The sequence below is a fragment of the Acidovorax sp. CCYZU-2555 genome (assembly GCF_018413525.1).
In the GTDB taxonomy this organism is placed as follows: Bacteria; Pseudomonadota; Gammaproteobacteria; order Burkholderiales; family Burkholderiaceae_C; genus Comamonas.
The window spans coordinates 1-24432 of the sequence record NZ_JAHCDD010000063.1; the positions used below are offsets into that span (position 1 = coordinate 1).

Below are 24432 nucleotides of genomic sequence, written 5' to 3' on the forward strand. Positions count from 1 at the left end.
ACCCGACCAATCCTACGAATCCGACCAACCCTACGGATCCAACGGACCCGACCAATCCTACGAATCCGACCAACCCTACGGATCCAACGGACCCGACAAATCCTACGAATCCGACCGATCCCACTGATCCAACGGATAGCACCGGATTGATCACGGAGGTCCAGACTGTCGTCAACACGGTGTTGCAAGGCACCGTCGCAGCGCCAGTCATCGATCTGGTCAATGCACTGGTGGATCCAGACAGCAGCACCTTGAGCACGATCACCGGCCTGCTGGAAGACCTCACGAAAACCGATGGGGGTCTGGGTGCACTGACCGACCTGGTCGCTGGTCTGGTCAACACTGACAACGAAGGCCTGGCCCCGCTGATCGACACGCTCAATGGCCTTGTGGCCGGGGCGGCAAACGACTCGGGCGGCGGTGGGCTGCAGGACGTTGTGAACCAAGTAGTTGGCAGCCTGCTGGGTGCTGGTGGACTGGGCGGCTTGCTCGGCGGATTGCTCACCGGCGGCAGCAACGGCGGTGGCGGCAGCGGGCTGGTCGCATCGACGCAAGAGGTCGTCGACAACCTCGCTGGCGGTACGGTGGCGGCGCCAGTCGCAGACCTGATCAACGCACTGATCAACCCCACCGACGGCACGCTGTCCGCAGTGACCAACGCACTTGAAAGCCTGACCAGCACCGACGGCGGCCCGCTGGGCGTGCTCACGGAACTGGTCGATGGACTGACCACGCTGCCAGGCGAAGGCCTGGAGCCTCTGGTCGACACGCTCAACGGCCTGATCGCCGGACTGGCCGAAGCCGAAGGCGGCGCAGGTACGCTGCAGGATGTGGTCGAAGGCGTTCTCGGCGACGAGGGCGCGCTGGGCGGACTGCTGGCCGAAGGTGGCCTGCTGGCCGGCGTGGGCGATCTGCTGGGCAGCCTGTCGGGCGGCACCGGCGGTGGATCCGGTCAAGGCAGCGGTCTCGTGACCTCGGCGCAGCAAGTGGTCGACAACCTGCTGGGCGGCACAGTGGCCGAACCCGTCGCGGACCTGATCAATGCGCTGACCCACCCCACCGACGGAACGCTGTCTGCAGTGACCAACGCGCTGGAAAGCCTGACCAACACCGAAGGCGGCCCGCTGGGCGTGCTCACGGAACTGGTCGCCGGACTCACGACGCTGCCCGGCGAAGGGCTTGCGCCTCTGGTCGACACGCTCAACGGCCTGGTGGGCGGACTCGCCGGTGCAGGCAACGGCGAAGGCGCGCTGAGCGGCGTCGTTGAAGGACTGCTGGGTGAAAACGGCGCGCTGGGCGGATTGCTCGCCGACGGCGGCCTGCTGGCCGGCGTGGGCGACCTGCTGGGAAGCCTGTCAGGTGGCATAGGCGGCGGAACAGGTGGCGGCAGCGGCGTCGTGACCTCGGCGCAGGACGTGGTCGACAACCTGCTCGGCGGCTCGGTGGCCGAGCCGGTGTCCAACCTGCTCGACGCACTGCTCTCTCCGACCGACGGAACGCTGTCGGTGGTGACGGGCGCACTGGAAGACCTGACCAACACCGCCGGCGGCCCGCTCAGCGTGCTCACTGAATTGGTGGACGGACTGACACAAGTTCCTGGTGAGGGGCTGGAGCCTGTGCTCGGTGTGCTGCAAGACCTGATTGCGGGCATTTCCGAGAACGGCGCGACAGAAGGCCTGGGCAGCATTGTGGCCGGCGTGCTGGGCGACAACGGCCTGCTCGGCGGACTGCTGGGCGGCGATGGCGGCCTGCTCTCCGGCGTGGTCGGCGAAGAAGGTCTGGTCGGCGGACTGCTGGGCGGCGATGGCGGCCTGCTCTCTGGTGTGGTCGGCGAAGAGGGACTGCTCGGCGGACTGCTGGGCGGCGATGGCGGCCTGCTCTCCGGTGTGGTCGGCGAAGAGGGACTGGTCGGCGGCCTGCTGGGCGGCGACGGCGGTCTGCTCTCCGGTGTAATCGGCGAAGAAGGCCTGGTCGGCGGACTGCTGGGCGGCGACGGTGGTCTGCTCTCCGGCGTGATCGGCGAAGAAGGACTGGTCGGCGGCCTGCTGGGCGGCGACGGTGGTCTGCTCTCCGGGGTCATCATCGGTGAAGAAGGTCTGGTCGGCGGCCTGCTGGGCGGCGACGGTGGCCTGCTCTCCGGCGTGATCGGCGAAGAAGGACTGGTCGGCGGACTGCTCGGCGGTGACGGTGGCCTGCTCTCCGGCGTGGTCGGTGAGCAAGGCCTGGTTGGCGGCCTGCTGGGCGGCGACAGTGGTCTGCTCTCCGGTGTGATCGGCGACAGCGGTCTGCTGTCCGGACTGACGGGCAGCCAGGGTCTGGTCGGCGGCTTGCTGGGCCCGAACGGCGCGGTTGGCGGTTTGCTCGGCGGCGGTGGCTTGCTGGGCGGTTTGCTCGGCAATAGCGCTGCGCAGGCACTCGCCAGCACTGAATCGGCTGACCAATCCATTGCCACGGCGATCAGCAGCCAGGCCGACGCTGCTGGCGGCCTCACGTCCATCCTGCCGCAGTCGCTGCATCACAACCTGCTCGCCTGACCCGCGCCACGCCAACGCCCATGTCGCTGCCCCTTGGGGGACCCAGCGGCATGGGCATGCAAGGACTCATATGCCCAAGAACTCCCCGCTCTACCCCTCGTTGCTGCTGGCCTTGACCCTCGCGGCTTGCAGCAGCACTCCCGTTACCACGTCGCAGCGCGTAGAAGGCACCTATGCGTTTCGCAAGCCGCCTGCACCCGCAGTGGTCGTGGACAACTCGCGTGTCGCGCCTGTCACGGCCCAGCCCGTGCAAGGTAAAAAGGGCCCGGACAATGTGGCTCACATTGTCTATTTCGATTTCGATTCGTACACGGTCCGGCCGACCGATAGACCGATTCTGGAAAGCCATGCGCGCTGGCTGCGCAGCAATCCGCAGCAGTCGCTGGTGCTTCAAGGGCACACCGATTCGCGTGGCGGCATCGAATACAACCTCGCGCTCGGACACAAGCGTGCCGAGGCCGTGCGCTCCGGCCTGCAATTGCTGGGCGTGGAGCAAAACCGGGTCGAAGCCGTGAGCTATGGCAAGGAACAGCTCGCCGACCCGGGCAGCAGCGATGCGGCGCACCAGCGCAATCGCCGCGTGGAATTCGAGTATCGGTAAGTTGATCAAGCCACCTTGAACGCTTGCGTGCTAGGAAAGCCTTGATCCACAAACGCCCCCTCATCACTGCCGCGCAAGCTCTGCCCATGCAGAGCGCGACGCGACCCGGGGACACCCGGATCACGCTCTCCACCCAGCTGAGCGCAAGCTTGCAGCATCTGAAACAGCACATCACGCTGCTGCCAGAACCCTATTCATGTTGCGTGCTGTTTTTCACGGTGGCCGCTCAAGGCGAGCAGGCCGGCGTTTTCTTTGTGCGCCGTAGCACTCTGGAAGCAGCATGGCGCGAGGGCTCGACACGGGTGCGCCAGTGGGCCTGGGCGCGCAAGCTCAGCGTGGTCGAATTTCGCATCGACTGGCCGAGCGAGATCGTGGTGATAGGCAGCCGTATCCCTACGTTGGGTCAGTGGGGCCCAGCCTCGGCGTGGGCATTGGCGGACGACAATCTCGAACATGCCGAGTTGATACCGTCCCTGGAACTGCCTCCTGCGAGCCAGGGCAATATCGACATGCATTCGAAGCCGTCGGTTGCCACGCCCATGTTCCCGCTGCTCGCCGATGTGAATCTGCTGCTGCGGCTCCAAGCCCTGCACATCGGTGAGGATGGGGTGCACACGCACCTGCCGCACGGTCGACCCGTTCAAAGCATGCCGCTGCGTCCGCCGCGACCCAGAATGCCTGCGCCCGAGACCACGCCCCCCTGGTGTGAGCAGCAACAGCACGACGGATCGCACGGCTTCGGTTGCGATCGATTGTGCGTGACCTATGCACTGATGCTTGCGCAGCACCATATCGCGGAAACATCGTTGGCGCAGAGCGACGTGATCCAGGCGATAGAACGCGCATTTGCCTGTGTGGAGAAGAACATCGATGACCTGCGCGTGCGCGCCGATGCCGCCTACATCGAACAAACCATGTGTCTGCTGATTTTCACGCGCTATATCGCCAATCGCGACACGGATGGAGCGTTCAACAATCTGATCCGGCATATGGAACGACTGGCACAGCATTTGAAGACAATCAACAATGTGCCGCCCACCGGCAGCGGGCTTTAAGAGCGGCTAACACAACCCTTGCTACGTCGTTGCGGCGCCTTGTCGTGCTACTCGCACTGCCTGCGGCACCGCGCCTAGTAGCAACCGCAAATCTTCGATTTGCTGGATCGTGTTAGCCGCTCTAAAGAGCACATCTTGTAAATGTATCTATCCCAAGCAGGGATAACCAGCAGATGGGGCATTGAGCCCAATGGTTCATATATGCGCATCGAAGTGCACCGATATGGTGAGCAGCGCCCACCATTCACACCATATGTTGGTATTCCAAGGGTTTTCCATTAATCATAAATGGTGAGTCTCAACAAAGAAAATCGTTACCTACATTTCAGGGCTAATCACAAACTTGCCTATCGCCCGGTCACCATTGCATCACCCTCCTCTTCCGACCAGATTGTGGCAATGGGCCGCGGTAGATTCCTGATTTTTTCTCTCAGCCCCGCCCCATTCCGACGATTAACTGGACGAAAGCCTCGGGTAAAGGCACGACCTGATTCAATCAAAAACGAATCCAATCGATCAATAACGAAAAAATTAGCTACAAAAAAGTATCTGATATCTGTATTTTTTGCATATGCAACCTCCTTTTTCAGCAAAACAGGGAAGACTGCAAAGCAAGCAAAAAATGCAAGCCGTGTAGGCCAAACGCCAATGCTGCATTGCATATCTTTTTCAAAAAAATCCCATGATTTAAAAAAACTATTTATCCCAACGAGAGTTTGGTAAAGTAAAACCCATTCAGAAAACAGGTTGAAAAAACAACTGATTACTGATTTAAACTAATACAAACATGATTAACATCAAAGCATCATCGTTGTAACCAGCCCCACCCATTTGACCTAGCAACGAAAGCTATCAACATTAGATAACCATAGAGATATGGCTTTAAACCCAGCCAAATAGAGGCCAGCGCCATTAACCGATAGAGACCGCCAGCCGCCCATGCTTCAATACTTGCTACCCCGCCAGCTGCTGACTGCCATCGACAAGGATGAGCAGGCAGACAAGACCTCAGGGTATAGCTCGGCCATAAGGGATTCATTTGACAGAGCGTCCCGGCATCTGCGCCGGGCGGCATGGTTGTCGCTGCCTATAAGCCTGCTGGGCTTACTGCCCTCGATTTTCATCTTGCAGGTCTATAACCGGGTGATCTCGCGTGGCGGCATCGCGACGCTCACCGCGATGGTTGCCGGTGTCCTGTGCTTCCTCTGCCTGGAGTTGTGGCTGCGCCGCAGGCGCGCCCTGGCACTGCGCGAAGCGGGCGCGACCATAGACCGCGAAGTCTCCCAGTCATTGATGAACTGCATGCTGCGCCACCCGCTGCTGACGCTCGAGCGGCGATCGGCCAGCCAGTGGCTGCAGCTGTTTCGCGATATCGGCACCATGCGCTCCTGCGTATCGGGCGGCCTGGCGGCCTCGGTGCTCGATCTGCCTATGGCCCTGCTTGCCCTGGTCGTGATCGGCATCATCGCCTGGCCCGTGCTGCCGGTAATCCTGGTGGCCATGCTGATCCTGGGAGTGCTTGCCTGGTGGTGGGCCGATGAAGTGCGCAATTCCCGCGTCGAGGAAATCGAGCAGGCGCGCTTGCTCGATCGCGGCACGGCCGAAATCTGCAATGCGCGCTCGACACTCAAGGTGCTGGGCTACGACGATGCCGCCAAGCAGTCCTGGCAATCCGGTTACGACCGCTGGCTGGGCGAGAGCTTTCGCAAGAACGGCGAAATCGAAAATGCGCGCGAAACCGGCCATGTGCTGCTGACGTTCTTCTCCGTCGCGGTGATCACCATGGGCGCAATTGCCATCAATGCCCAATGGATGAGCATAGGCAGCCTGATGGCCGTCAACCTGCTTTCCGGCAAGGCGCTGGGGCCCATCGCCCAGCTCGCGAGCAATTGGCGCTCGCTGGCCCGCGCCAATGAATCCGCCGCACGGCTACAGGACGTGCTGCGCGAGCCGCTCGAGCCCGCGGCCCAGACCATTGAACCCCCACGCCCGCGCGGTGCCTTCCGGCTCGACAACGTGAGCTTCCATTACCCGTCGGGCCACGTGGCGCTCGAGCAGGTCTCGCTGCAGATGGGACCTGGAGGCATCCATGTGATCGTGGGCCGCAACGGCGCCGGCAAATCCACCCTGGCCAAGCTGCTCGCAGGCCTGTACCAGCCCACGCAAGGCAGCCTGTTCATCGACGAATACGACATGGCGCAGTTCTCGCGCAATGACCTGGGCCGCTGGGTCGGCTGCCTGCCCCAGCAGTCTTACTGGTTCAGCGGGCCCATCATCGACACGCTGCGCATGGTCAACCCCGATGCCGACAGCAACCGGATCTTTGTGGCCTGCCGGCTTTCGGGCGCGCACAACTTCATCAGCCGACTGCCCAACGGCTACCAGACCGAGCTGGGCGAAGGCGGCGCGGGCCTGTCGGCGGGCGAGTTGCGCAAGCTGGGCCTGGCTCAACTGTTCCTGCGCAATCCCTCGGTGCTGATCCTGGACGAACCCAGCAACGATCTCGACTTCGAAAGCGAAACCGAGCTGCTGCAGACGCTGCGGCAGATTGCGGTCAAGCACACCATCATCGTCGTGACGCATTCACTGCGCATGGCGTCGCTCGCCCAGCATGTCTACCACGTGCGCGGCGATGGTCAGGTCGACCATGGCACGCCGGACAAAATGCTGCCCGAACTGTTTGGCGTGGCGCGCTCCACCAGCGCCAGCGCCGCGGGCGATGTGCCTGCCACGGGCGCGGCAGCGCCGCAAACTTCACAAGTGGCGGTGTGACCATGAACGCCCCGCACGAACTCCCCGAAGTGCTGCGCAATGCGCTGCATACGCCCGACGCCGAAGCCGCGGCACAGCCGTCGACGCGCAAGATTTCCCTGGTGAGCCGGCAACGGCTGCTGATCGCGGCGATTGCCGTGCTGGTACTGATCGGCCTGTTCTATCCGGTCGAAAACGTGGTCGTGGCCAGCGGCCAGGTCATTCCCTCGGACCGGGTGCAGTCCGTACAGCATCTCGAAGGCGGCATCGTCACGCTGGTGCATGTGAAGGAAGGCCAGATCATCCGCAAGGGCGATCCGATTCTGGAGATCGATCTGGGCGGCACCAGCCTGAACCTCGAACAGCTCACCGCGCGCAGCGCCACCGCCCTGGCCGTCAGGACGCGCCTGACCGCCGAAAGCCAGGGCCTCACGCTGGATGCCAAGCAATTTCCGGCCGAAGTCGATGCGCGCATCGTGCGCTCCGAACTTGGGGCATTCAGCGCGCGCGCGCTGGAATTCCGCGGCGGCCTGGCCTCCTCGCAAGCCCTGCTCGCCCAGTCGCGCGGCGACGTGGCACAGGTTCAGGCGCGCATTCAAGGACTGGAAAACAGCCTGCGCCTGTATGAGCAGGAAGCCGCGATCGCCAACCAGCTCGCGGCCGAGCAGCTCATTGGCCAGCTCGAAGTCATCGACAAGCAGCGCGCGCTGGAACAAGTCCGCGCCGATCTCGCCGCTGCCCGGCAGAACCTGGTGAGCAACCGCGCCAAGATCGAACAGGCCGAGGCCAAGCTGATGGAAACGCAGGGCGCGTTTCGCCGGCGCGCGTCCGACGAGTTGGCACAGACCGAACGCGAGTTGCTGAGCCTTTCGGAAGACCTGTCGCGCGCCCAGAATCAGCGCACGCGCACCGTGGTGCTCGCGCCTACCGACGGCATCGTCAAGGGCCTGCGCAGTTCCGGCGCGGGCTGGGTGGTCAAGCCCGGGGAGCCGATTCTCGAAATCGTTCCGGACAAGGACGAAGTCGTGGTCGAAGCGCGCCTCAATCCGTCCGACCGCGGCTATGTCCATGTGGGGCAAGCGACCAAGGCCAAGATCACCGCCTACGACTATCTGCGTTACGGCTTCGTCCAAGGCGAAGTGCGGCTGGTGTCGGCCGACGCCGACAGGGACCCGAACCGGCCGGATTCGCCTTCGTACTTCCGCATCCAGGCCAGCTTGCAGCAGCCCTGGGTCGGCCGTGTCGACAATCGCATCACCACCGGCATGCAGGCCGAACTGGACCTGCTGGTCGGCCATGAGCCATTCATCTGGTATCTGCTGCGCCCCGTGCTGCATATCCAGAGCGAAGCGTTCCGGGAGCCATGATGATGACGACCACCCGCATCGCTCACGGATCCTCTGCGCTGGGACTGCTCGCCTGGATGCTGGCCCTGTCGGCGCCCGCGGCCGCGCAGGGAACCACCGACAGCCTCGCCGCTTCCGTGCTGGTGGCCGCGCACAGCCTGCCTGCGCCCGCCTCGGGCACGCTGTCGAGCGCCCCGCCGCTGCAGCTCGCGCAGCAGCTCACGCCCGGCTCTCTGGCCGTCAATCAGTCGCAAAAGCAGTTGCTGCAAGCCGTCTACGAGATGCTCGACGCCCATCCCGACGTGCTCAAGGCGCGCGCCGCGCTCGAATCCGCGGGGCATGACCTGAATTCGGCGAAGAACGCGCGCTGGCCCAGTTTCAAGGTCGGCACCTCGTCGGGCAATGCGTCGATAGGCCAAGGCCAGCGCCGCGAGTCGTACACCGCCATCAACGCCGAAGTGCGCGTGAACCTGCTCGACGGCGGTGCGATCGGCGCGGGCATACGCTCCGCAGAGGGAATGGAAGCCGCGCAGGACAGCGTGCTTTACAGCGCACGCCAGAACGTCTTGCTCGAAGCCCTGACCGCGCTGCTCGAATTGCACCGTTTCGATCGCAAGGCCCAGGTCGCGGGCGAATCGGCCGAGACCATAGGCCAGCTCGCGCATGTGGAGCAGCGCCGCGCCGAACTCGGCGCCGTGGGCCGCAACGATCTGCGCCGGGCCGCTTCGCGCCGCGCCAGCGCGCTGGCCCAGCAGCATGAACTGCAGTCGCAGCGCATGGACGCCATCGCCCGCTTCACGCGCTATTTCAACTACTCGCCCACGGGCAAGTCGCTGCCCGAACTCGAAGTGCCCGAGTACTGGATGCCGGCGAGCGAGCAGGCCGCGCTGCGGGCATCGGAAACACACAGCTCCGAGCTGCGCGAATCGCGCCATCTGATCGAAAAGGCCACGGCGGAAGTCGAGCGCAGCAAGGCCCAGCGCTTTCCCACGCTGGCCGGCGTCGTCGCCCAGACGAAGGACCCCAAGGGCGTGATCTACAACGAAGGCACGCGCTACGGCCTGGAGCTGAACTGGAATTTCGGCAATGGCTTCGAGCTGCGCGACCGCATTCTCAAGGCCATCAACGAATTGCAGGCCCAGGAAGCGCAGCAGGAAGCCGTGCGCCGCCAGGTGCAGGAAGCCGCCTCGGCCGCCTGGGGCCGCTGGCAGGCCGGCCGCGAACGCGAAGCCCAGTTGACCGAGGCGGTGCGCGAAGCGCGCACGGCGTTCGAAGGCTACCGCCGGCTGCTCGAAGTCGGCCGCGGCAGTCTGGCCCAGGTGCTCGATGCCCAGCTCGACATGCAGCGCCTGATGCTCGACGAAGCCGATGCGCTTTACGACCAGCGCATCAACGGCCTGCGGCTGGTGCGCACCACCGGGCAGCTGCTGCCCCGGGAACTGCCCGAACATTGGCTGGACCGGCTGTTCGACCAGCCCACGGTCAGCCGCATTCCCAGCACCGTGCCGCCCACGCCGCCAGCCCCATCGCCCGCCTACGCCGGCGAAGCCACCGCCCCGATTTTGCTGAGCCAGCGCCTGCAGCTGCGCCTGGACACCCGTCTGGACGCGAGTCTGCGCGCCCTGCCCGAACACGCTCCCGTCAGCCACGCTCTGCGATGGTGACCTCCTAGTTTTCCGCAGCGGCAGCGAGCGCTAGCCCATCGCCCGCCACCCGCTTTCAATCCATGGGCCTGTTTTTGAATGGAATCAAGATGACCAATCTCATCCAACGCTTCTGGAATGACGAAGAAGGTGCTACCGCCATTGAGTACGGGCTGATTGCGGGGCTGGTGGCTGTGGCGATCGTGACGATTCTTGGAACCCTCGGAGGACAGCTCCAAGTGATCTTTACCAAGATCTCGACAGCCCTTACAACAGCTGGCACACCATAAGCAAGCACATGCCAACCCCCGCCTTCCTTATGTCCACATGGCTGCTCTGGCTCATCGCCATTGCGGTCATGGACTTGCGCACCTGCAAGGTTCGTAACTGGATGGTGTTGCTGGGTCTGGGTATGGGCCTGATGGCACTTGCAACCGATATACAGCCCTTCCAGGTCACGGCCTGGAAGGCGCTGCTCGGCATGCTGGTGGCATTTGTCGCGCTGCTGCCGTTCTATGCGCTGCGCTGGATGGGCGCCGGGGATGTCAAGTTCGCTGCCGTCATCGGTCTTTGGTTTGGCTTGTCCTCTTACCTGTTGATCATCTGGATCGGGGGAAGTCTGCTGGCCGGAATCCATGGACTGCTGGTGCTCGCGCGGCGCAGGCTGCAGATGACTCCTGTGGGCAGCTGGCTGCAAGCCCATTTGCCCTTGCGCGCCACGACGGTGCTGTTTGCGCCGGACCACCACGCTGCGTCCAGCAGCGCGCCGCGCCCGATCGAGCGCAGCATTCCCTACGCGGGCTATATGGCGCTGGCGGCCATCTGGCTGGTGCTGGCTTTCGAGCCTGCGCTGCCGAATTAAAGGGGCGATGACATGCACAGCCATCACGCACACGGGCATTTCGCTTTCGAGACCGGCCAAGGCCTGACGCCGCCACGCCCCGAAAGCCAAATTTCTGCGCTGCGACAACGCTTGGTTTTCCCAGCTTTTTCACCATAACGATAAAGGGCACGCACGCGATGAACCTCACCAAGATTCTTGCCGGGTTGTTGCTCGTTCTGGCCATTGGCCTGGCCATCGGGGCGTGGATGCTCAGCCGCCCCAACGAACGTGCGCTCGCGCCGGTGGCGACGGATTCAACGCCCAGGGAAAAAGTGGAGCAGCACGCCGTGGTGGTTGCAGCCAAGGCGATTGCCGCGGGCCAGCGCCTGCTGGCCGAAGACGTCAAGATCGTTCAACTGCCCGCCGCTGTCGCCAGCAGTTTCAGCCGCATCGATGCGGTGCTGGGCCGTACCACCGTCATGGCAATGTCGGCCGAGGCCCCCCTGTTCGAACAGCACCTGATCCAGGGGCTGGCGCTGCAGCTCGAAAACGGCCAACGCGCGGTCTCGATCGCAGTCAAGGAGCCCATGGCAGCCGGCCACCATGTGCGCCCAGGCGATTTCGTTGACGTGTTCTTCACGCTGGACGGCAAGACCGATCAAGCGTCGGTGGATACCCAGACCCGCTTGTTGCTGGCCCGCAGCCGCGTGCTGGCCTACGGCGCGGCCAGCGTGGAAAACCCGCCGCCCAGCGCGGACCCGCTCAAGGCGCAAGATCCGGACAGCGGCGCTGGCGTGCGGCGCGGCACGCGCGACAACCAGAACGCGCGCAGCGACAACGCCAACACCGCCGTGCTGGCCGTGCCGCTTGACGATGTGCAACGGCTCACGCTGGCCGAAAAATACGGCCAGTTGACCTTGGCCCTGCGCCACCCCGACGACAGCAGCGTTCCCGACGCCTCGCTGTTTGCCGCCCTGCCTACGGTGCTGCAACCTGTGGCCGGCCGACTGCCCAAAGGCGAATCGCTGCAGCCCGTCGATCGCTCGTATGCAGGCCTGCGCTTCAAGGATCTCGCAACGGGAGCCGATGCCAAGAACATGCGCCGCCCACCGGCCACCGTGCAAACAGCGGCCGCGGTGCGCCCCGCACCCACCCCGCCGCCACGCCAGCAGACCGTGGAACTTCACCAGGGGAGCGCCGTACAGACCGTGAGCTATTGAGACCCCTCATCGCCTACGGGCGACCGCCACAGGCCTTTCTCAAGCACACAGGGTGAGAGACCATGAAAACAACAACCATTTCGCAATCGACTGTCTTCAGCCTCCTCGGCAGCCTGGTCTTGTGCGCAACCCCGTTGAACGGCATTGCACAGTCGACACCCTTGCCCACCGCTGCACGCGCCAGCCTGGGCGATGCCGGCCCGGCGCTGGATCTCACGGTAGGCCAGCAGCATCTGCTGCAGGAAAATGCCGCCGTCGAGCGCATCGCGGTGGGAGACCCCACTGTGCTGGATGTGAAAGTGCTGCGCGATCTGGGCGCGGCACGTGCCACGGGTCCAAGGGCCGCGCAATTGCTGCTCACGCCCAAGGCAGCGGGAACCACCACGCTGGTGGTCTGGCCCGTCAACGGCGCACCCCATACCAGGCAGGTGCGTGTGGGCACGCAGCGCCTGCTGCTCGATCGCCGCCTGGGGTCGCTGCAGCAACATGCGCAGGCGCTGGCAGAACTGCGCTCCAACGCACCCAAGGACGCCGTGCTGGTGGACAGCTCCGAGGTCAAAGTCGCCAGCAATACCGTGCAAGTCGATGTACAGGTAGTGGAATTCAAGAAGTCGGCGCTGCGCCGCGCGGGCATGAACCTGACCAGCGGCCGCAACAACCATGGCTTCCAGTTTGGTGTCTTCACTCCCGGAACCGCGACGGTCAAGGGCAGTGACAGCGGCACTTCGTCGGACACCGACGGCAGCGGCTCGAATGCGCTGGCCGCTGCGATGAACCTGGTGCTGGGCTTTGGCAAGGCGTTCAGCGGCCAGGGCATCACCGCCCAGTTGGGCTTTCTTGAAGGCAATGGCCTGGCACGGGTGCTTGCCAAGCCGACGCTGGTCGCGCACTCGGGTCAAAGCGCGAGTTTTCTTGCCGGCGGCGAAATTCCCATTCCTGTGCCGGCGCGCGACGGCAATATCGCGATCGAATACAAGGAATTCGGCGTCAAGCTGCAGCTCACGCCGACGATTCTGTCCGATGAGCGCATCGCGCTCAAAGTCGCGCCCGAAGCCAGTGACCTCGACTACTCCCAGGGTCTGAGCATCAGCGGCGTCTCGGTGCCGGCCGTGCGCACGCGCCGCGCCGACACCATGGTCGAGCTGGGAGATGGCGAGAGCTTTGTCATCGGCGGACTGGTCAGCCGCGCAACGATCTCCAACATCAACAAGGTGCCGCTGCTGGGCGATCTGCCCATACTTGGCACCTTCTTCAAGAACCTCAACTACTCGCAGGAAGAGACCGAGCTGGTGATCATCGTGACGCCGCGTCTCGTGCAGCCGCTGCCGCCCAACACGAATCTCGAGGCCTTGCTGCCCGGCGCGCGCTCGGAAAATCGCAATGCGGCGCAGGTCTGGACGCCGTATCTGGTGGGCGCGCCCTATGTCAACTCGGCCGTGCCGGGTTTCTCATATTGATGCCATGAGCAAAGAACCATTTGGCCCCCTGCCTCCAGGCGACAAATCCGCGGTGCCGTCGCTGGCCGATCTTCTGGCCGCGCATGCGCCTGGGGACGAAGCACCGGCAGAGCCCGCAGCGGCCCCCGTGCGGCACGAGCCGCTGCCAACGCCTCCCAGCAGAACCTTGGCGGCCCCGCCGCTGGACGCAACGGCCACAGCGCAGACCGACAAGGTGCCACTGCTGCTGGTGCATGCCGAATTCTCGGAAGGCGCGCTGATACAGACCTGGATGCAGCATGTGATGAGAGGCCCGGCCCTGCATCTGGCACGCTTTCAGGAAGGGGTCACCGACCTGGTGCTGGACCACCAGCCGTATGCCGTTCTGATCCAGTTCGATCCCTGCTGCATCGATGCCGCGGTCACGCTTTCGGCGCAACTGCAGACGCATTACCCGCAGATTCCCCGGCTGGCGATAGGCCGCGCGCGCCACGCCCAATGCATGCTGGCCGCGCTGCGCACGGGCGTGCAGGATTTTCTCGATATCGACGGCTCGATCGAGACCGCGCAGCTGGTCGTGCGCAAGCTGCTCAGCAACCCGCCCTCGACAGGACTGCATGTGTCGCGCGCACCGCAGACCGCGATTCTTTCCGCGCGCGCGGGCCTGGGCTGCAGCCTGCTCGCCGCCCACCTCAGCTGGCATCTGCAGATGCGCCTTGGCGGTCCGCCGTCTTCCGCGGCGCCCGCCACGCAAGAAAAAGCAGCCACGCCTGCAGACAGTACGGCCAAGGAATCGCTGTCGAGCCTGCTGATCGAACTCGGCACCCCGGGCGGCGACTGCGCGATCTATCTCAACACGCCTGGCGAATTCGGCTTCACGGACGCCGTCAACCAGCAGCGCCGCCTGGACCGGCGCATGGCGCAAAGCGCGCTGGCGCGCCACGGCAGCGGCTTGCGCCTGCTGACGCTCTCGCGCCAGGCGCATGCGTCACCATCGCAGGAAGTCCAGGCGCTGCTCAACCGCCTGGGCCACTACTTCCGCCATATCGTGCTCGACATGGGGGCGACCGAGTCACCGCAGATGCTCAAGGACGTGCTGCCCACGGCCAGCGAAGTCTGGGTGGTCTGCGACCAGAGCGTGGCCAGCGTGGTCTGGACCGCTGAATTGCTGCAGCAGCTCGATGTGCTGCAGATTCCGCGCAATCGCCGCCAACTGATCATCAGCCGGCACGACACAGGGCTGGAGCTGAGCGCCGAACAGATCGCGCGCCAGTTGCAGCTGCCGCTGCTGGCCCATCTGCCCGAACGCCGCCGCGAACTGGCCCAGGTCGTCAATCAGGGAAAACTGTTCACGCCCCAGCAAAAGCGCGAACCCTATGTGCAGGCCGTCGAGAAGCTGGTGGACCGGCTGCTGGCCGACCACCACCCGGAGATGGCGCCACCGACTGCATCCGCGAATCCGCTCAACCGGCTGCTGCACCGCATCAGCCATCACTGAACGCACCATGATGAACACGGCTTACTCCCCGCATGCGTCTGCCAGCCCGTCCGAGTTCGAGCACAGCGGCCTGCTTGCCGACCTCAAGAACAATGCCTACGACCACCTGCTGAGCCGCATCGAGGAACTGGGCGCGGAGTTCGGCCGCTGGTCGCCGGCCGCGATTTCCCAGTTCGTGTCGCTGGAACTCGACAGTTTCATCCGGCTGCACGCCGTGCCCGTCAACGAGCAGGAAGCCCACCTGGTCGCGAGCGCGTTGACACGCGAACTCACGGGGCTGGGGCCGCTGCAGACCCTGCTCGATGATCCCAACGTCGAGGACGTGCTGATCAACGGCCACAAGGACATCTACGTCTCGCGCGGCGGCATTCTCAAGCGCGAAACCTCGCAGTTCAAGGACGACGACCATGTGCTGCGCATCGTGCGCCGGATTCTTGCACCGCTGGGCCGGCGCCTCGACGAATCCAGCCCCATGGTCGATGCGCGGCTGCCCGATGGCGGGCGCATCAACGTCATCATCGCACCGCTGTCCATTGACGGGCCGTCGGTGTCGATACGCAAGTTCCGCAAGGACCCGCTGACGCCCAAGGACCTGGTCAAACTCGGCACCTTCAACGCCGATATCAGCCGCATTCTGGAAATGGCGGTGCAGTCGCGTTGCAACATCCTGATCAGCGGCGGCACCAGCTCGGGCAAGACCTCGCTGCTCAACGCGCTGGCGACGTTCATTCCCGGCCGCGAGCGCATCGTCAGCATCGAGGACACGGCGGAGCTGTCGCTGAACCACAGTCATGTGGTGCGGCTCGAAAGCCGGCCCGGCAGCTTCGACGGCACGGGCCATGTAAGCATTCGCGATCTGCTGGTCAACAGCCTGCGCATGCGCCCGGACCGCATCATCGTCGGCGAAGTGCGCAGCGGTGAAGTGCTGGACCTGCTGCAGGCGATGAACACCGGCCACGATGGTTCCATGGGCACGATACACGCCAGTTCTCCGCGCGAATGCCTGTACCGCGCCGAGATGCTCGCGGGCTTCGCCGGCTTTCAGGGCAGCGAAAGCAGCCTGCGCAGGCAGATTGCCAATGCCATCGACTTCATCGTGCAGATTGGCCGCCTGTCCAACGGCCGGCGCCGCCTGCTGTCGCTGACCGAAGTGACGGGCATGTCGGACAACGTCATATCGATGCAGGAGCTGTACCGCTACGAGCCGCAGATGGGCGCCGACGGTCAAGAGAACGATCATTGGGTCTCGATGGGCATCTCGCCGCACTCCCCCAAGCTGCTGAGCTGGTGGCGCTCGCAACAGCAGAACAATGGAGGCGATCGATGACAGGGGCTGTGCCCGCCATCCTGGTGCTGTGCGCGCTGGCTTGCGTGCTGCTGGCGCTGGCGCTGTGGCTGTTTGCGAGCGCCCGGCGCAAGCAGGCGCAGCAGTCCGTGCAGAGCACGCTGCGCCGCGGCCTGGACATCCGCCGCGAGCTGCAGGCAGGCGAGCCATTGCACCTGCCCGATGCATTTGCGCTGCCGCTGCCTGCGCAGGCGCAGCAGCTGCCACAGTCCGATGGCTTGCGCCGGATCAAGGAGTATCTGGGCTACAAGGCCTGGGGTATTTCACCGCGCACGCTCAACACGCTGGCGCTGACCGCGCTCGGACTCGCGGTGATCGCGGGACTGCAGGGCGGCGCCCTCATCGGGGCGATGGTGCTGGGTCTTTGCCTGCTGCTGAGCACGTTCGCCATCTGGCTGCGCCTGGGTAGGCGGCGCGCAAAAATGCTCACGCAATTGCCCGGTTTCCTCGACAACATGGTGCGGCTGCTGTCGATCGGCAACTCGCTGCATGCGGCCTTCCAGTTCGCGAGCAGCAATGTGCCCCAGCCCCTGGGCACGGCGCTGCAGCATGCCTCGGCCTCGTTGAACGTCTCGCCCGATCTGGGCCAGGCCATGGCGCAGCTCGAACGCACCTGGGGCCTGCCCGAGTTCGGCCTGCTGGCCGCGGTGTTTCGCATGACCACACGCTACGGCGGCCGCGCCGACATGGTGCTCGAGCGTGTCTCGAGCTACATCCGCGACCGCCAATCGGCTGAGCGCGAACTGCATTCGATGTCGGCCGAAGTGCGGCTGTCGGCCTGGATTCTGGCGCTGCTGCCCATCGTGGTCGGCACCATGATCATGCTGCTCAACCAGGGCTACTTCATGCGCATGTGGAACGACGTCATCGGCCAGAAGATGATTTTCATCGCCGCTGCGCTGCAGGTTTTCGGCTCGTTTCTTCTGTACCGCCTGGCAAGGCTGCGCTGAGGGCCTGCACCATGACCCAGCAAACCATTGTCCATCCGCATGCGCCGCTGTTGCGCGCTTGTTGCAAGGAGCAGCCATGACAGCGCAACAACTCTGGATTGCGAGTCTGGCGTTCGCGGCGTTGGCCGTACTGCTGCTTGCAGGGGCGATGGTCTGGCAGCTGCGCCGCTCGGCGCGCGCGGAAGCACTGGTCTGTGAAGTGCTGCACGCGCGCGAAGCCAGCGCGGCGGCGCTGCACCCGTTTCCCATGCCCGGCACTTCGGCGCCGTCGACGCCCGGCAGCGAAAAAGCCGAAGCGGCCATGGCGCAATCGGTAGCCAACAGCCTCAAGCCGCCGGCCTGGCTGCAGTCGAGCCTGTCCAAGGCGCTGTTCGCGGACGAGGACCGCAAGTTGATGGAGCTGGCCGGCATGGAGATCGCGCGCGGCGGCCTGGTCTATGTCATCAGCCGCGTGGTGCTGGCGCTCTGCTTGCCAATGCTGGTGTTGATGCTGCTCCAGCCCAAAGGCCACTATGCGCTGATCTATGGCTTTCTGGGCTTTGGCCTGGGGTTGATGCTGCCCAAATGGCTGGTGCGCTCCAAGGCCAACAAACGCCGCCAGTGTGTGGTCGAGGAACTGCCGCTGTTTGTCGATCTGCTGCGGCTGCTGCAAGGCGTGGGCTTGAGCATAGACCAGAGCATGCAGATTCTCGCCACCGAGTTCACCGGCGTGCTGCGTGTGATCGGCTCCGAGCTGGCGCTGGCCAATCGTTTGTATGCCAGCGGCCGCACGCGCGAGCAGTCGCTGCAGCGCCTGGCCCATATCGGCGCCGACGACGACCTCAGCGCGGTCGTCAATCTGCTGGTGCAAGTGGACCGGCATGGCGGTGCGGTGCAGGACCCTTTGAAGGAATTCAGCATGCGGCTGCGCGAAAAGCGCCAGGCAGGTTTCAAGGAAAAGATAGGAATCATCACCGTCAAGATGACCGGCGTCATGGTGTTGACGCTGCTGCCGGCGCTGATCGTCATCACCGCGGGACCGGGCTTTACCGCCGTCATCCGTTCGCTGTCCACGATGGGAGGGAAATAAGCCATGACTATCAAGGCACGCTTTTCGCCAACGCATCGCGCAACTGCCGGCCTGGCATTCGCGTGCGCGGCGCTGCTGCTCGCGGGCTGTGCGGCCAAACCAGCGCAAGGCTATGGCGCCGCCGCCGAAGCCGGCCTGGCGCAGCAGGCACAGCAGCAGATGGAAAAAGCCGAGCAGATGACGCAGGTCGACCCCAAGCAAACCTATCTGGGCCTGATCACGCAAATGCAGCAGGCCAACCAGTGGTATGCCGCGCTGGCGCACACCGAAGCGTTCGAGCGCCAGTACGGCAGCAGCGTGCCTATGCGCCTGTTGCGCGCCGATGCGCTGCGCAATACCGGCCAGGCATCAGCCGCCGAGAACGAATACCGCGCGCTGCTGGGTGAGTCCGACAGCACGACCCAGGCGCGAGCCCACCGGGGCCTGGGGCTGCTGCATGCCAGCCAGAAAAGCTATGCCCAGGCCGTCGCGCAACTCGAGCGCGCGCGCCAGCTCAATCCCATAGACGCCGATCTGCTCAGCGATCTGGCCTATACCCATATGCTCGACGGCCAGCTGGCCGCGGCATCGCTTCCCATTTTGCAGGCCGCCCAGCTTGCCCCGACAAATGCCCGGGTGCAGCTGAATCTGGCGCTGTACTGGCTTGCGAGCGGCGCCCAGGATCAGGCCACCCAGCTGCTGCAACGCCTGCGCCAGCCACCCGCCCGAAACGCCGCGCCATTGATCGACGACACCTCGCTGCAGACCTTGCAGTCCCAACTGGTGACGGTGGCCCAGGCCGTGCAGCGCCGCACCGATGTCGCCGCGCCCGGCAGCGTCGCCGCACCTGCGGCCGCCGAAGTGCGCGCGCCAGATCCGGTGCGAACCATCGTTCTCGGGCTCACGCCGCGCACACCGGACGCGGCGACGCTCACCGCGGACCGCAGCCAGATGCCCGCCCCATCGCAATAAGGAGTCCGCATGACTTTCCATTTCGCATTCCCTGCGCGTCGGCACTTCAGCGTGGCGTTGCTGCTGGGCCTGGCCGGCGCCGGTGGCGCCCATGCGCAGGCCGACCGCGATGTCGCCGCCGTGGAAGTGGCGCAGCTCAGCCCGGCGGCCGAGGCCGGCAACCTGATGCAGCCTGCGGTTGCGGCGCATGCAATCCCGGTGCAGATGGCCGCCGAGCCCTTGCGCGTCAGACGCATCGAGATCGGCAGCGCCGCGCAGACACTTTGGGACCTGCAGCGCGCATCGCCCGGCGTGCGCCCACGTCCCATCGATGGCGATCAGGCCAGCCGCAGCTACCAGCGCTATCTCAAGAGTTTCGAGACCACCATTCCGGAGCATTACAACTCCGGGCTGGGCCTTGAGAAGAAAAAGTAGGCGCGTCCTTGCCTGAGCACCACGCCATGCTGCAGCCACCACGCACCTCTGGACGAACCGCCGCTGCGCCACGCCGCCAGCGAGGTGTCTATGCGCTGGAGTGGGCGCTGGTGTTCCTCGTGTTCTTCATGCTGCTGTATGGCATCCTGGGCTTCGGCCTGGGCTTTCTGGTGCGCGAATCCATGCAATGGGCCGTAGAAGATGGCGCGCGCGCCGCGCTGCAATTCCAGACCAGCCGCGAAGCGCGCCAGGCGCGCGCACTGCAGGTCGTGAAGAACAACCTGAACTGGCTGCCCCCGGAACTCAGAGGCACGATCGACAGCAACTTCAGCTTCAAGGTCTGCGAACTCAACAACAGCGCGAATTGCGCGGCCAACCTCGTATGCGACCTGGAGACAAATGCGCCGTGCATGCTGCAGGTACAGCTCACGTTGCCTTACGCAAAGCATTCGTTCACGCCATCGATCACGCTGGGCCTGCTCGAAGTCGCGATGCCCGATTTGCAGGCCCGAGCGCAGATGATCGTCGATCAGAAAGGGTTCTGACATGCGCTGTGCCCGCCCCCTTTCCCGATCCAGGCACATGCAGCGGGGCATTGCTGCGCTGGAGTTCGCCTTGCTGGCACTGTTCGTGATGTTGCCGGTTTCTCTCGGCGTATTCGTCTTCTGGGAAGTGCTGCAGACGCAACAGGTGGTCACGCGCGCCACAGGAGACGGAGCGCGCCAGGTTTCACGCCTGCTCAATGTGCCGCGCGTTCCCAAAGCCAATGGCAGCCTGCCCTCGGAACAGGAATTCCGGGCCAGCGCCGCGGCACTGGTCACCGATTCCGTGCGCGCCAGCTTGCGCAGCCACCTGGGCCAGGGCAGCACGCTCGACAGCCGTGTCACGGTCGCGCTGGTGCCTTTCGACGCGAATCACTGGGCGCTCGATGTAGCCTATGCACGCCCGGCGTTGCTGGGCGGCGCGGCCGGGCTGAATTTCATCGAGCCCGCGAGCATCAAGGCCCGCAGCGTCATCCAGACGCAGTGACCCACCATGAAACAGGAGGAACCCGCAATGCAAACGATGGCCTTTCCCCATGCCGTGCGTCTGCGTCGTTTCGCCAGCACACGCATGGCAGCCCAACGCGGCAGCCTGCTGTTTCAGTTCGCGATGTTTCTGTCGACCACGTTGCTGATACTGGGCGTTGTCGATCTGGGCTATTCGTTCTACGCCAAGCGGGATCTGCAGCGCATTGCGGATCTGGCGGCGATCGAGGCGGTGCAAGGCATGAAGTCGCCCAACGACAACGCCACTTGCGTCAGCGCCGGAATGAGCAGCGTTGATTCCAATTGGCCTTCGCCTATCGAACGCGCAACCACCAGCAGCGTGGTGTGCGGCGAATGGAACAAGGCGAAATACGCCGCGCCGCGCCATTTCCTCGCCAATACAGCGGACACCACGGCCGCCCAGGTGATGCTGGAAGGCACCTCGCCCACCTTCATTCCCATCCAATGGAACCGGCGCGTGCGCGCCGAAGCCATTGCCCAGCGCACCGAAGCCGCCACCTCGTTCCAGATCGGCTCGCAGCTGTTGAACCTCAACAAGGACGCGCCGCTGGGCCGGGTCCTGACACTGATAGGCCTCGATGCCGGCAAGCTGACGGTGCTCGATGCCAACGGTCTGGCGAATGCCAAGATCACACCGTCGGGCCTGTTGAAGGCGCTGGGAGTGGACCTGGGGATCGAAGGGCTGGCCGTGCTGACACCAGCACAGCTGGCAGACCTCAACAACCTGACCTTGCTGGAGATTCTCAACGCTTCGGCGGAAGTCCTCTCCGACAACATCGTCAAGGCCAATGTGGATGCGGCCATCGTGATCCTCAAGGATCTGAAGATCGGAAGCGAAAAACTGCTGGACATCAAGATTCCATTGCTGGGGGATTCCAGCGCGGGAACCTCAGGCATCCTGACCTTCCTCTCCCTGGGCAAGCCGTCCTCGCCCAACGCCGCCGCGCTCGATGCCAAGGTCGGCATAGGCGCCATACTCAACACGGCCATCATGATTGCCGCCAACGGCCATGCGCTGCAGGTGCAGGACACCTCGCTGCTGAACACCGTCAGGTTGGGCCTCACGGTGGTCGAGCCTCCGACCATCGTGGTCGGCCGCGGCGTAGGCAACAGCGCTCAGGTGCGGCTCAATCTCGACATCGACTCCAAGGGCCTGCCGCTGCTGGGCAACTTGCTGGACACGCTGGGCGTGCGCATCAACCTGCCCATCAAGATCGACGGTGTGAGTGCCGATGGCATGCTGAACGAAGACAACGGCGTGAACTGCCGCAGCAATCCGCCGTCGCTCAATGTCGATGTGGCGTCGCGCGTCGCGAAGATCACCATCGGCAATCCGGCACTGGGCTCCATGGACCCGAGCAATCTGCTGATCAAGACACCGCTGTCGGTGAATGTGCGCGGCCCGATCGGCGTGAATGTTCTCAAGGCCCATGACGAAACGCTGCTGGACATCGCCAAGGACCAGTCCAAATGGACGCAGACCAATCCGCTTCTGCTGGGAGACACCTTGGAGGCGCTGACTGATGCCATATTCCAGTTGCTGGGTGGATTGTTTTCCCCGCCCAGCATGAACACGAACTGGCAGGGCATGACGACGGACGGCACGGCCGCGCAGACCCAGCAGGCCCAGATCGACGCACTGGCCAAACTCTATCTCGAGGAAACCAAGGACAAGGTCACCGGCTTCTACAAGATCGATCCCGTGATCGATCTGCTGCTCAATGGCCGGGGCACCGAAGGCACCGACGGCTATCTGGGAAAGCTGGTCACTTCGAATTTCACGTTCAACAATGCGATCCCCAAGAGCTGTCTGCTGGTCATCTGCGCGCCCAGCGAATGGACTGCCGGCACGTTCTCGCAGGCGTTCAAGGCCTACACCAGCACCACCTACGGCGTGCTCGATCTGGTCGGCATCAGCACCCTGGGCAATGGCTACTCCAGTTGTTCCGGCCTGCTGGCAGCGCTGCTGGCCTGGAATGCCTGCGTGCAGTCGAACCTGAACAACCTGCTCAACAGGCAAAGCGCCAATGTGAACCTGACCGATGCCAACACCCTGGTCGCTTCGCTGAAAAACACCGCGTCCAGCAGCGTGAACTGCAACGGCGTGCTGTGCGTTCTGCTCAAACCCATTCTGAACCCGCTCAAAGGGCTGCTCAACGGCGTCGGCCAGGCACTGCTCTCCCCGTTGCTGAAGAGCGTGCTGGGACTCGAACTCGGCCGCAACGAAGTCAAGGCCCTGGACATCAGCTGCAACTCCGCAGAACTGGTGTTTTGACCGCAATGCATAAGGAACCACAGTGAATCAGAGTGATTTGGTCATCTACGTCTGGGAAGGCCAAGCCGATATCGCGGAGCGGGTGGAGCGTTGCATGCTCAGCATGGATGTGGAAGTCGTGCGCGCCGATGGCCTGAATCTGCCGCCGACTTCCACCGTCAGCCAGAATGCGATTTCGGTCGTGAGCGTGTCGGTGCTCGAAGGCGCGCGTTTCAGCCGCAACCATGTCGAAGGCACGTTTGGCGGCATGCCGGTGCTGTGGGTCAGCTCCAATCTGCGCGGCGCCACCGCGGGCAGCTATGCGACGGAGTACTCGCATGTGTTGCCGTTCGACTTCACCGGCGCGGAACTGCGCGCGATGCTGGCGCGCATACTGCAGCGCCTGCAAAGTTCGCACAACCAGCCCCAGCGTTCGGACGACATCATTGCCGTCGCCGACTGCATGCTGAGTCTGCTCAATGACGCCGACACTTTCGCCGACTGCGAACACAGCGTGCTCATCAGCGGCGAGACCGGCACCGGCAAGGAGCGCATCGCCGAGCGCCTGCATGTGCGCAACACCCATTACGGCCAGGGGCCCTTCGTCGTGGTCAACTGCGGCGCGATTCCAGACGGTCTGTTCGAATCGCTGTTCTTCGGCCACGCCAAAGGCTCGTTCACCGGTGCCGTCACCGCGCACAAGGGGTTCTTCGAGCAGGCCAGCGGCGGCACCTTATTCCTCGATGAAATTGCCGACCTGCCGCTGTACCAGCAGGTCAAGCTGCTGCGCGTGCTCGAGGAGCGCACCGTCACCCGGCTGGGCTCGGCCACGCCCGTGCGGCTTGATTTCCGGCTCGTCGCCGCGACCAACAAGCCCTTGCGCGAGCAGGTGCATGCGGGGAAATTCCGCGCCGATCTGTTCTTTCGCCTCGCGGTCATCGAGCTGCAGATGCCCAGCCTTGAGGAGCGCGGCGAGGCCGACAAGCTCGCCATCTTCTCCAGCATCCTGCACAAGGTCGTCGGCGAGGAGCTGATGGTCAAACTCGGCGAACCGCCGTTTTTCATACTCGACGCGGTCGCGCAGATGTACTTTCCAGGCAATGTACGCGAGCTGCGCAACCTGACCGAGCGCATAGGCGTCGCCGCGCGCCAGACCAAGGACTGGCTGGCGGGCGGCGCGACCGAGCGCATTCTGCGCCAGGCACAAAGCCTGTCGGCGGTGACGTTTCCGCTGCAGATCGGCAACAGCGAGCCCGCACCTGTCAACCGCGCCAACTGGGACCAGGAAGAACGCAACCGCATCATCGCCGCGCTGGGCGCCAACGACTGGAAACGCCAGCCCACGGCCGACCAGTTGGGCATCAGCCGCAAGGTGCTGTGGGAAAAGATGCGCAAGTACCAGATCAGCAATGGCGAGCCCGAAGTCCCGCTGTCTGTCGGCATCCCCGCGGAGGCCGAAGACGAAGCGGAGAAATGACGCTGCCACTTCATAC

The 24432-nt window shown here is 64.1% G+C and carries 20 protein-coding genes; all 20 read left to right on the forward strand.

Annotated features, from left to right (window positions below; translation table 11 throughout):
* Window positions 1-146 precede the first annotated feature (146 nt).
* Window positions 147-2534, forward strand: a complete 2388-nt coding sequence (locus KHY18_RS19630) for a hypothetical protein (RefSeq protein WP_213303773.1) — start codon at window positions 147-149, stop codon at window positions 2532-2534.
* Between the two features lie 70 nt (window positions 2535-2604).
* The gene (locus tag KHY18_RS19635) at window positions 2605-3135 is read left to right on the forward strand and encodes an OmpA family protein (protein WP_213303776.1); all 531 of its coding nucleotides are present in this window, start codon (window positions 2605-2607) and stop codon (window positions 3133-3135) included.
* Window positions 3136-3176: 41 nt separating this feature from the next.
* On the forward strand, window positions 3177-4190 hold the full coding sequence (locus KHY18_RS19640) for a hypothetical protein (RefSeq protein ID WP_213303780.1): 1014 nt from the start codon (window positions 3177-3179) through the stop codon (window positions 4188-4190).
* Window positions 4191-5129: 939 nt separating this feature from the next.
* Window positions 5130-6962: an ATP-binding cassette domain-containing protein gene (locus tag KHY18_RS19645; RefSeq protein ID WP_213303783.1), complete on the forward strand. Its 1833-nt coding sequence runs from the start codon at window positions 5130-5132 to the stop codon at window positions 6960-6962.
* 2 nt (window positions 6963-6964) lie between these two features.
* A complete protein-coding gene (locus KHY18_RS19650; RefSeq protein WP_213303786.1) occupies window positions 6965-8308 on the forward strand; it encodes an HlyD family type I secretion periplasmic adaptor subunit in 1344 nt (447 codons plus the stop codon).
* A complete protein-coding gene (locus KHY18_RS19655; protein WP_249729248.1) occupies window positions 8308-9951 on the forward strand; it encodes a TolC family protein in 1644 nt (547 codons plus the stop codon). Before KHY18_RS19650 ends, KHY18_RS19655 begins: the two co-directional genes overlap by 1 nt.
* 89 nt (window positions 9952-10040) lie before the next feature.
* A complete protein-coding gene (locus tag KHY18_RS19660) occupies window positions 10041-10220 on the forward strand; it encodes a Flp family type IVb pilin (RefSeq protein WP_213303792.1) in 180 nt (59 codons plus the stop codon).
* A gap of 29 nt (window positions 10221-10249) precedes the next feature.
* Complete coding sequence (locus KHY18_RS19665; protein ID WP_213303795.1) at window positions 10250-10792, forward strand: A24 family peptidase; 543 nt, start codon at window positions 10250-10252, stop codon at window positions 10790-10792.
* A gap of 158 nt (window positions 10793-10950) precedes the next feature.
* Window positions 10951-11973, forward strand: coding sequence for a Flp pilus assembly protein CpaB (gene cpaB, locus KHY18_RS19670; RefSeq protein WP_213303798.1), 1023 nt, complete (start codon window positions 10951-10953; stop codon window positions 11971-11973).
* Between the two features lie 62 nt (window positions 11974-12035).
* Entirely contained in the window at window positions 12036-13430 is a 1395-nt protein-coding gene (locus tag KHY18_RS19675; protein ID WP_213303801.1) for a type II and III secretion system protein family protein, read from the forward strand.
* 4 nt (window positions 13431-13434) lie between these two features.
* Window positions 13435-14907: a CpaE/TadZ family protein gene (locus tag KHY18_RS19680; protein WP_213303805.1), complete on the forward strand. Its 1473-nt coding sequence runs from the start codon at window positions 13435-13437 to the stop codon at window positions 14905-14907.
* A gap of 7 nt (window positions 14908-14914) precedes the next feature.
* Window positions 14915-16234, forward strand: a complete 1320-nt coding sequence (locus KHY18_RS19685) for a TadA family conjugal transfer-associated ATPase (protein ID WP_213303808.1) — start codon at window positions 14915-14917, stop codon at window positions 16232-16234.
* A complete protein-coding gene (locus KHY18_RS19690; protein ID WP_213303811.1) occupies window positions 16231-17202 on the forward strand; it encodes a type II secretion system F family protein in 972 nt (323 codons plus the stop codon). The genes KHY18_RS19685 and KHY18_RS19690 overlap by 4 nt, the downstream gene beginning before the upstream one ends.
* A 76-nt stretch (window positions 17203-17278) precedes the next feature.
* Window positions 17279-18271: a type II secretion system F family protein gene (locus tag KHY18_RS19695; RefSeq protein WP_213303813.1), complete on the forward strand. Its 993-nt coding sequence runs from the start codon at window positions 17279-17281 to the stop codon at window positions 18269-18271.
* 3 nt (window positions 18272-18274) lie between these two features.
* Complete coding sequence (locus KHY18_RS19700) at window positions 18275-19222, forward strand: tetratricopeptide repeat protein (protein ID WP_213303815.1); 948 nt, start codon at window positions 18275-18277, stop codon at window positions 19220-19222.
* Between the two features lie 9 nt (window positions 19223-19231).
* A complete protein-coding gene (locus KHY18_RS19705) occupies window positions 19232-19636 on the forward strand; it encodes a DUF3613 domain-containing protein (protein WP_213303817.1) in 405 nt (134 codons plus the stop codon).
* A gap of 26 nt (window positions 19637-19662) precedes the next feature.
* A complete protein-coding gene (locus KHY18_RS19710; RefSeq protein ID WP_213303819.1) occupies window positions 19663-20181 on the forward strand; it encodes a TadE/TadG family type IV pilus assembly protein in 519 nt (172 codons plus the stop codon).
* 37 nt (window positions 20182-20218) lie between these two features.
* On the forward strand, window positions 20219-20665 hold the full coding sequence (locus KHY18_RS19715) for a TadE/TadG family type IV pilus assembly protein (RefSeq protein ID WP_249729249.1): 447 nt from the start codon (window positions 20219-20221) through the stop codon (window positions 20663-20665).
* Between the two features lie 27 nt (window positions 20666-20692).
* Window positions 20693-22960: a TadG family pilus assembly protein gene (locus KHY18_RS19720; RefSeq protein WP_213303823.1), complete on the forward strand. Its 2268-nt coding sequence runs from the start codon at window positions 20693-20695 to the stop codon at window positions 22958-22960.
* A gap of 22 nt (window positions 22961-22982) precedes the next feature.
* Complete coding sequence (locus KHY18_RS19725) at window positions 22983-24416, forward strand: sigma 54-interacting transcriptional regulator (protein WP_213303826.1); 1434 nt, start codon at window positions 22983-22985, stop codon at window positions 24414-24416.
* Window positions 24417-24432: the final 16 nt, after the last annotated feature.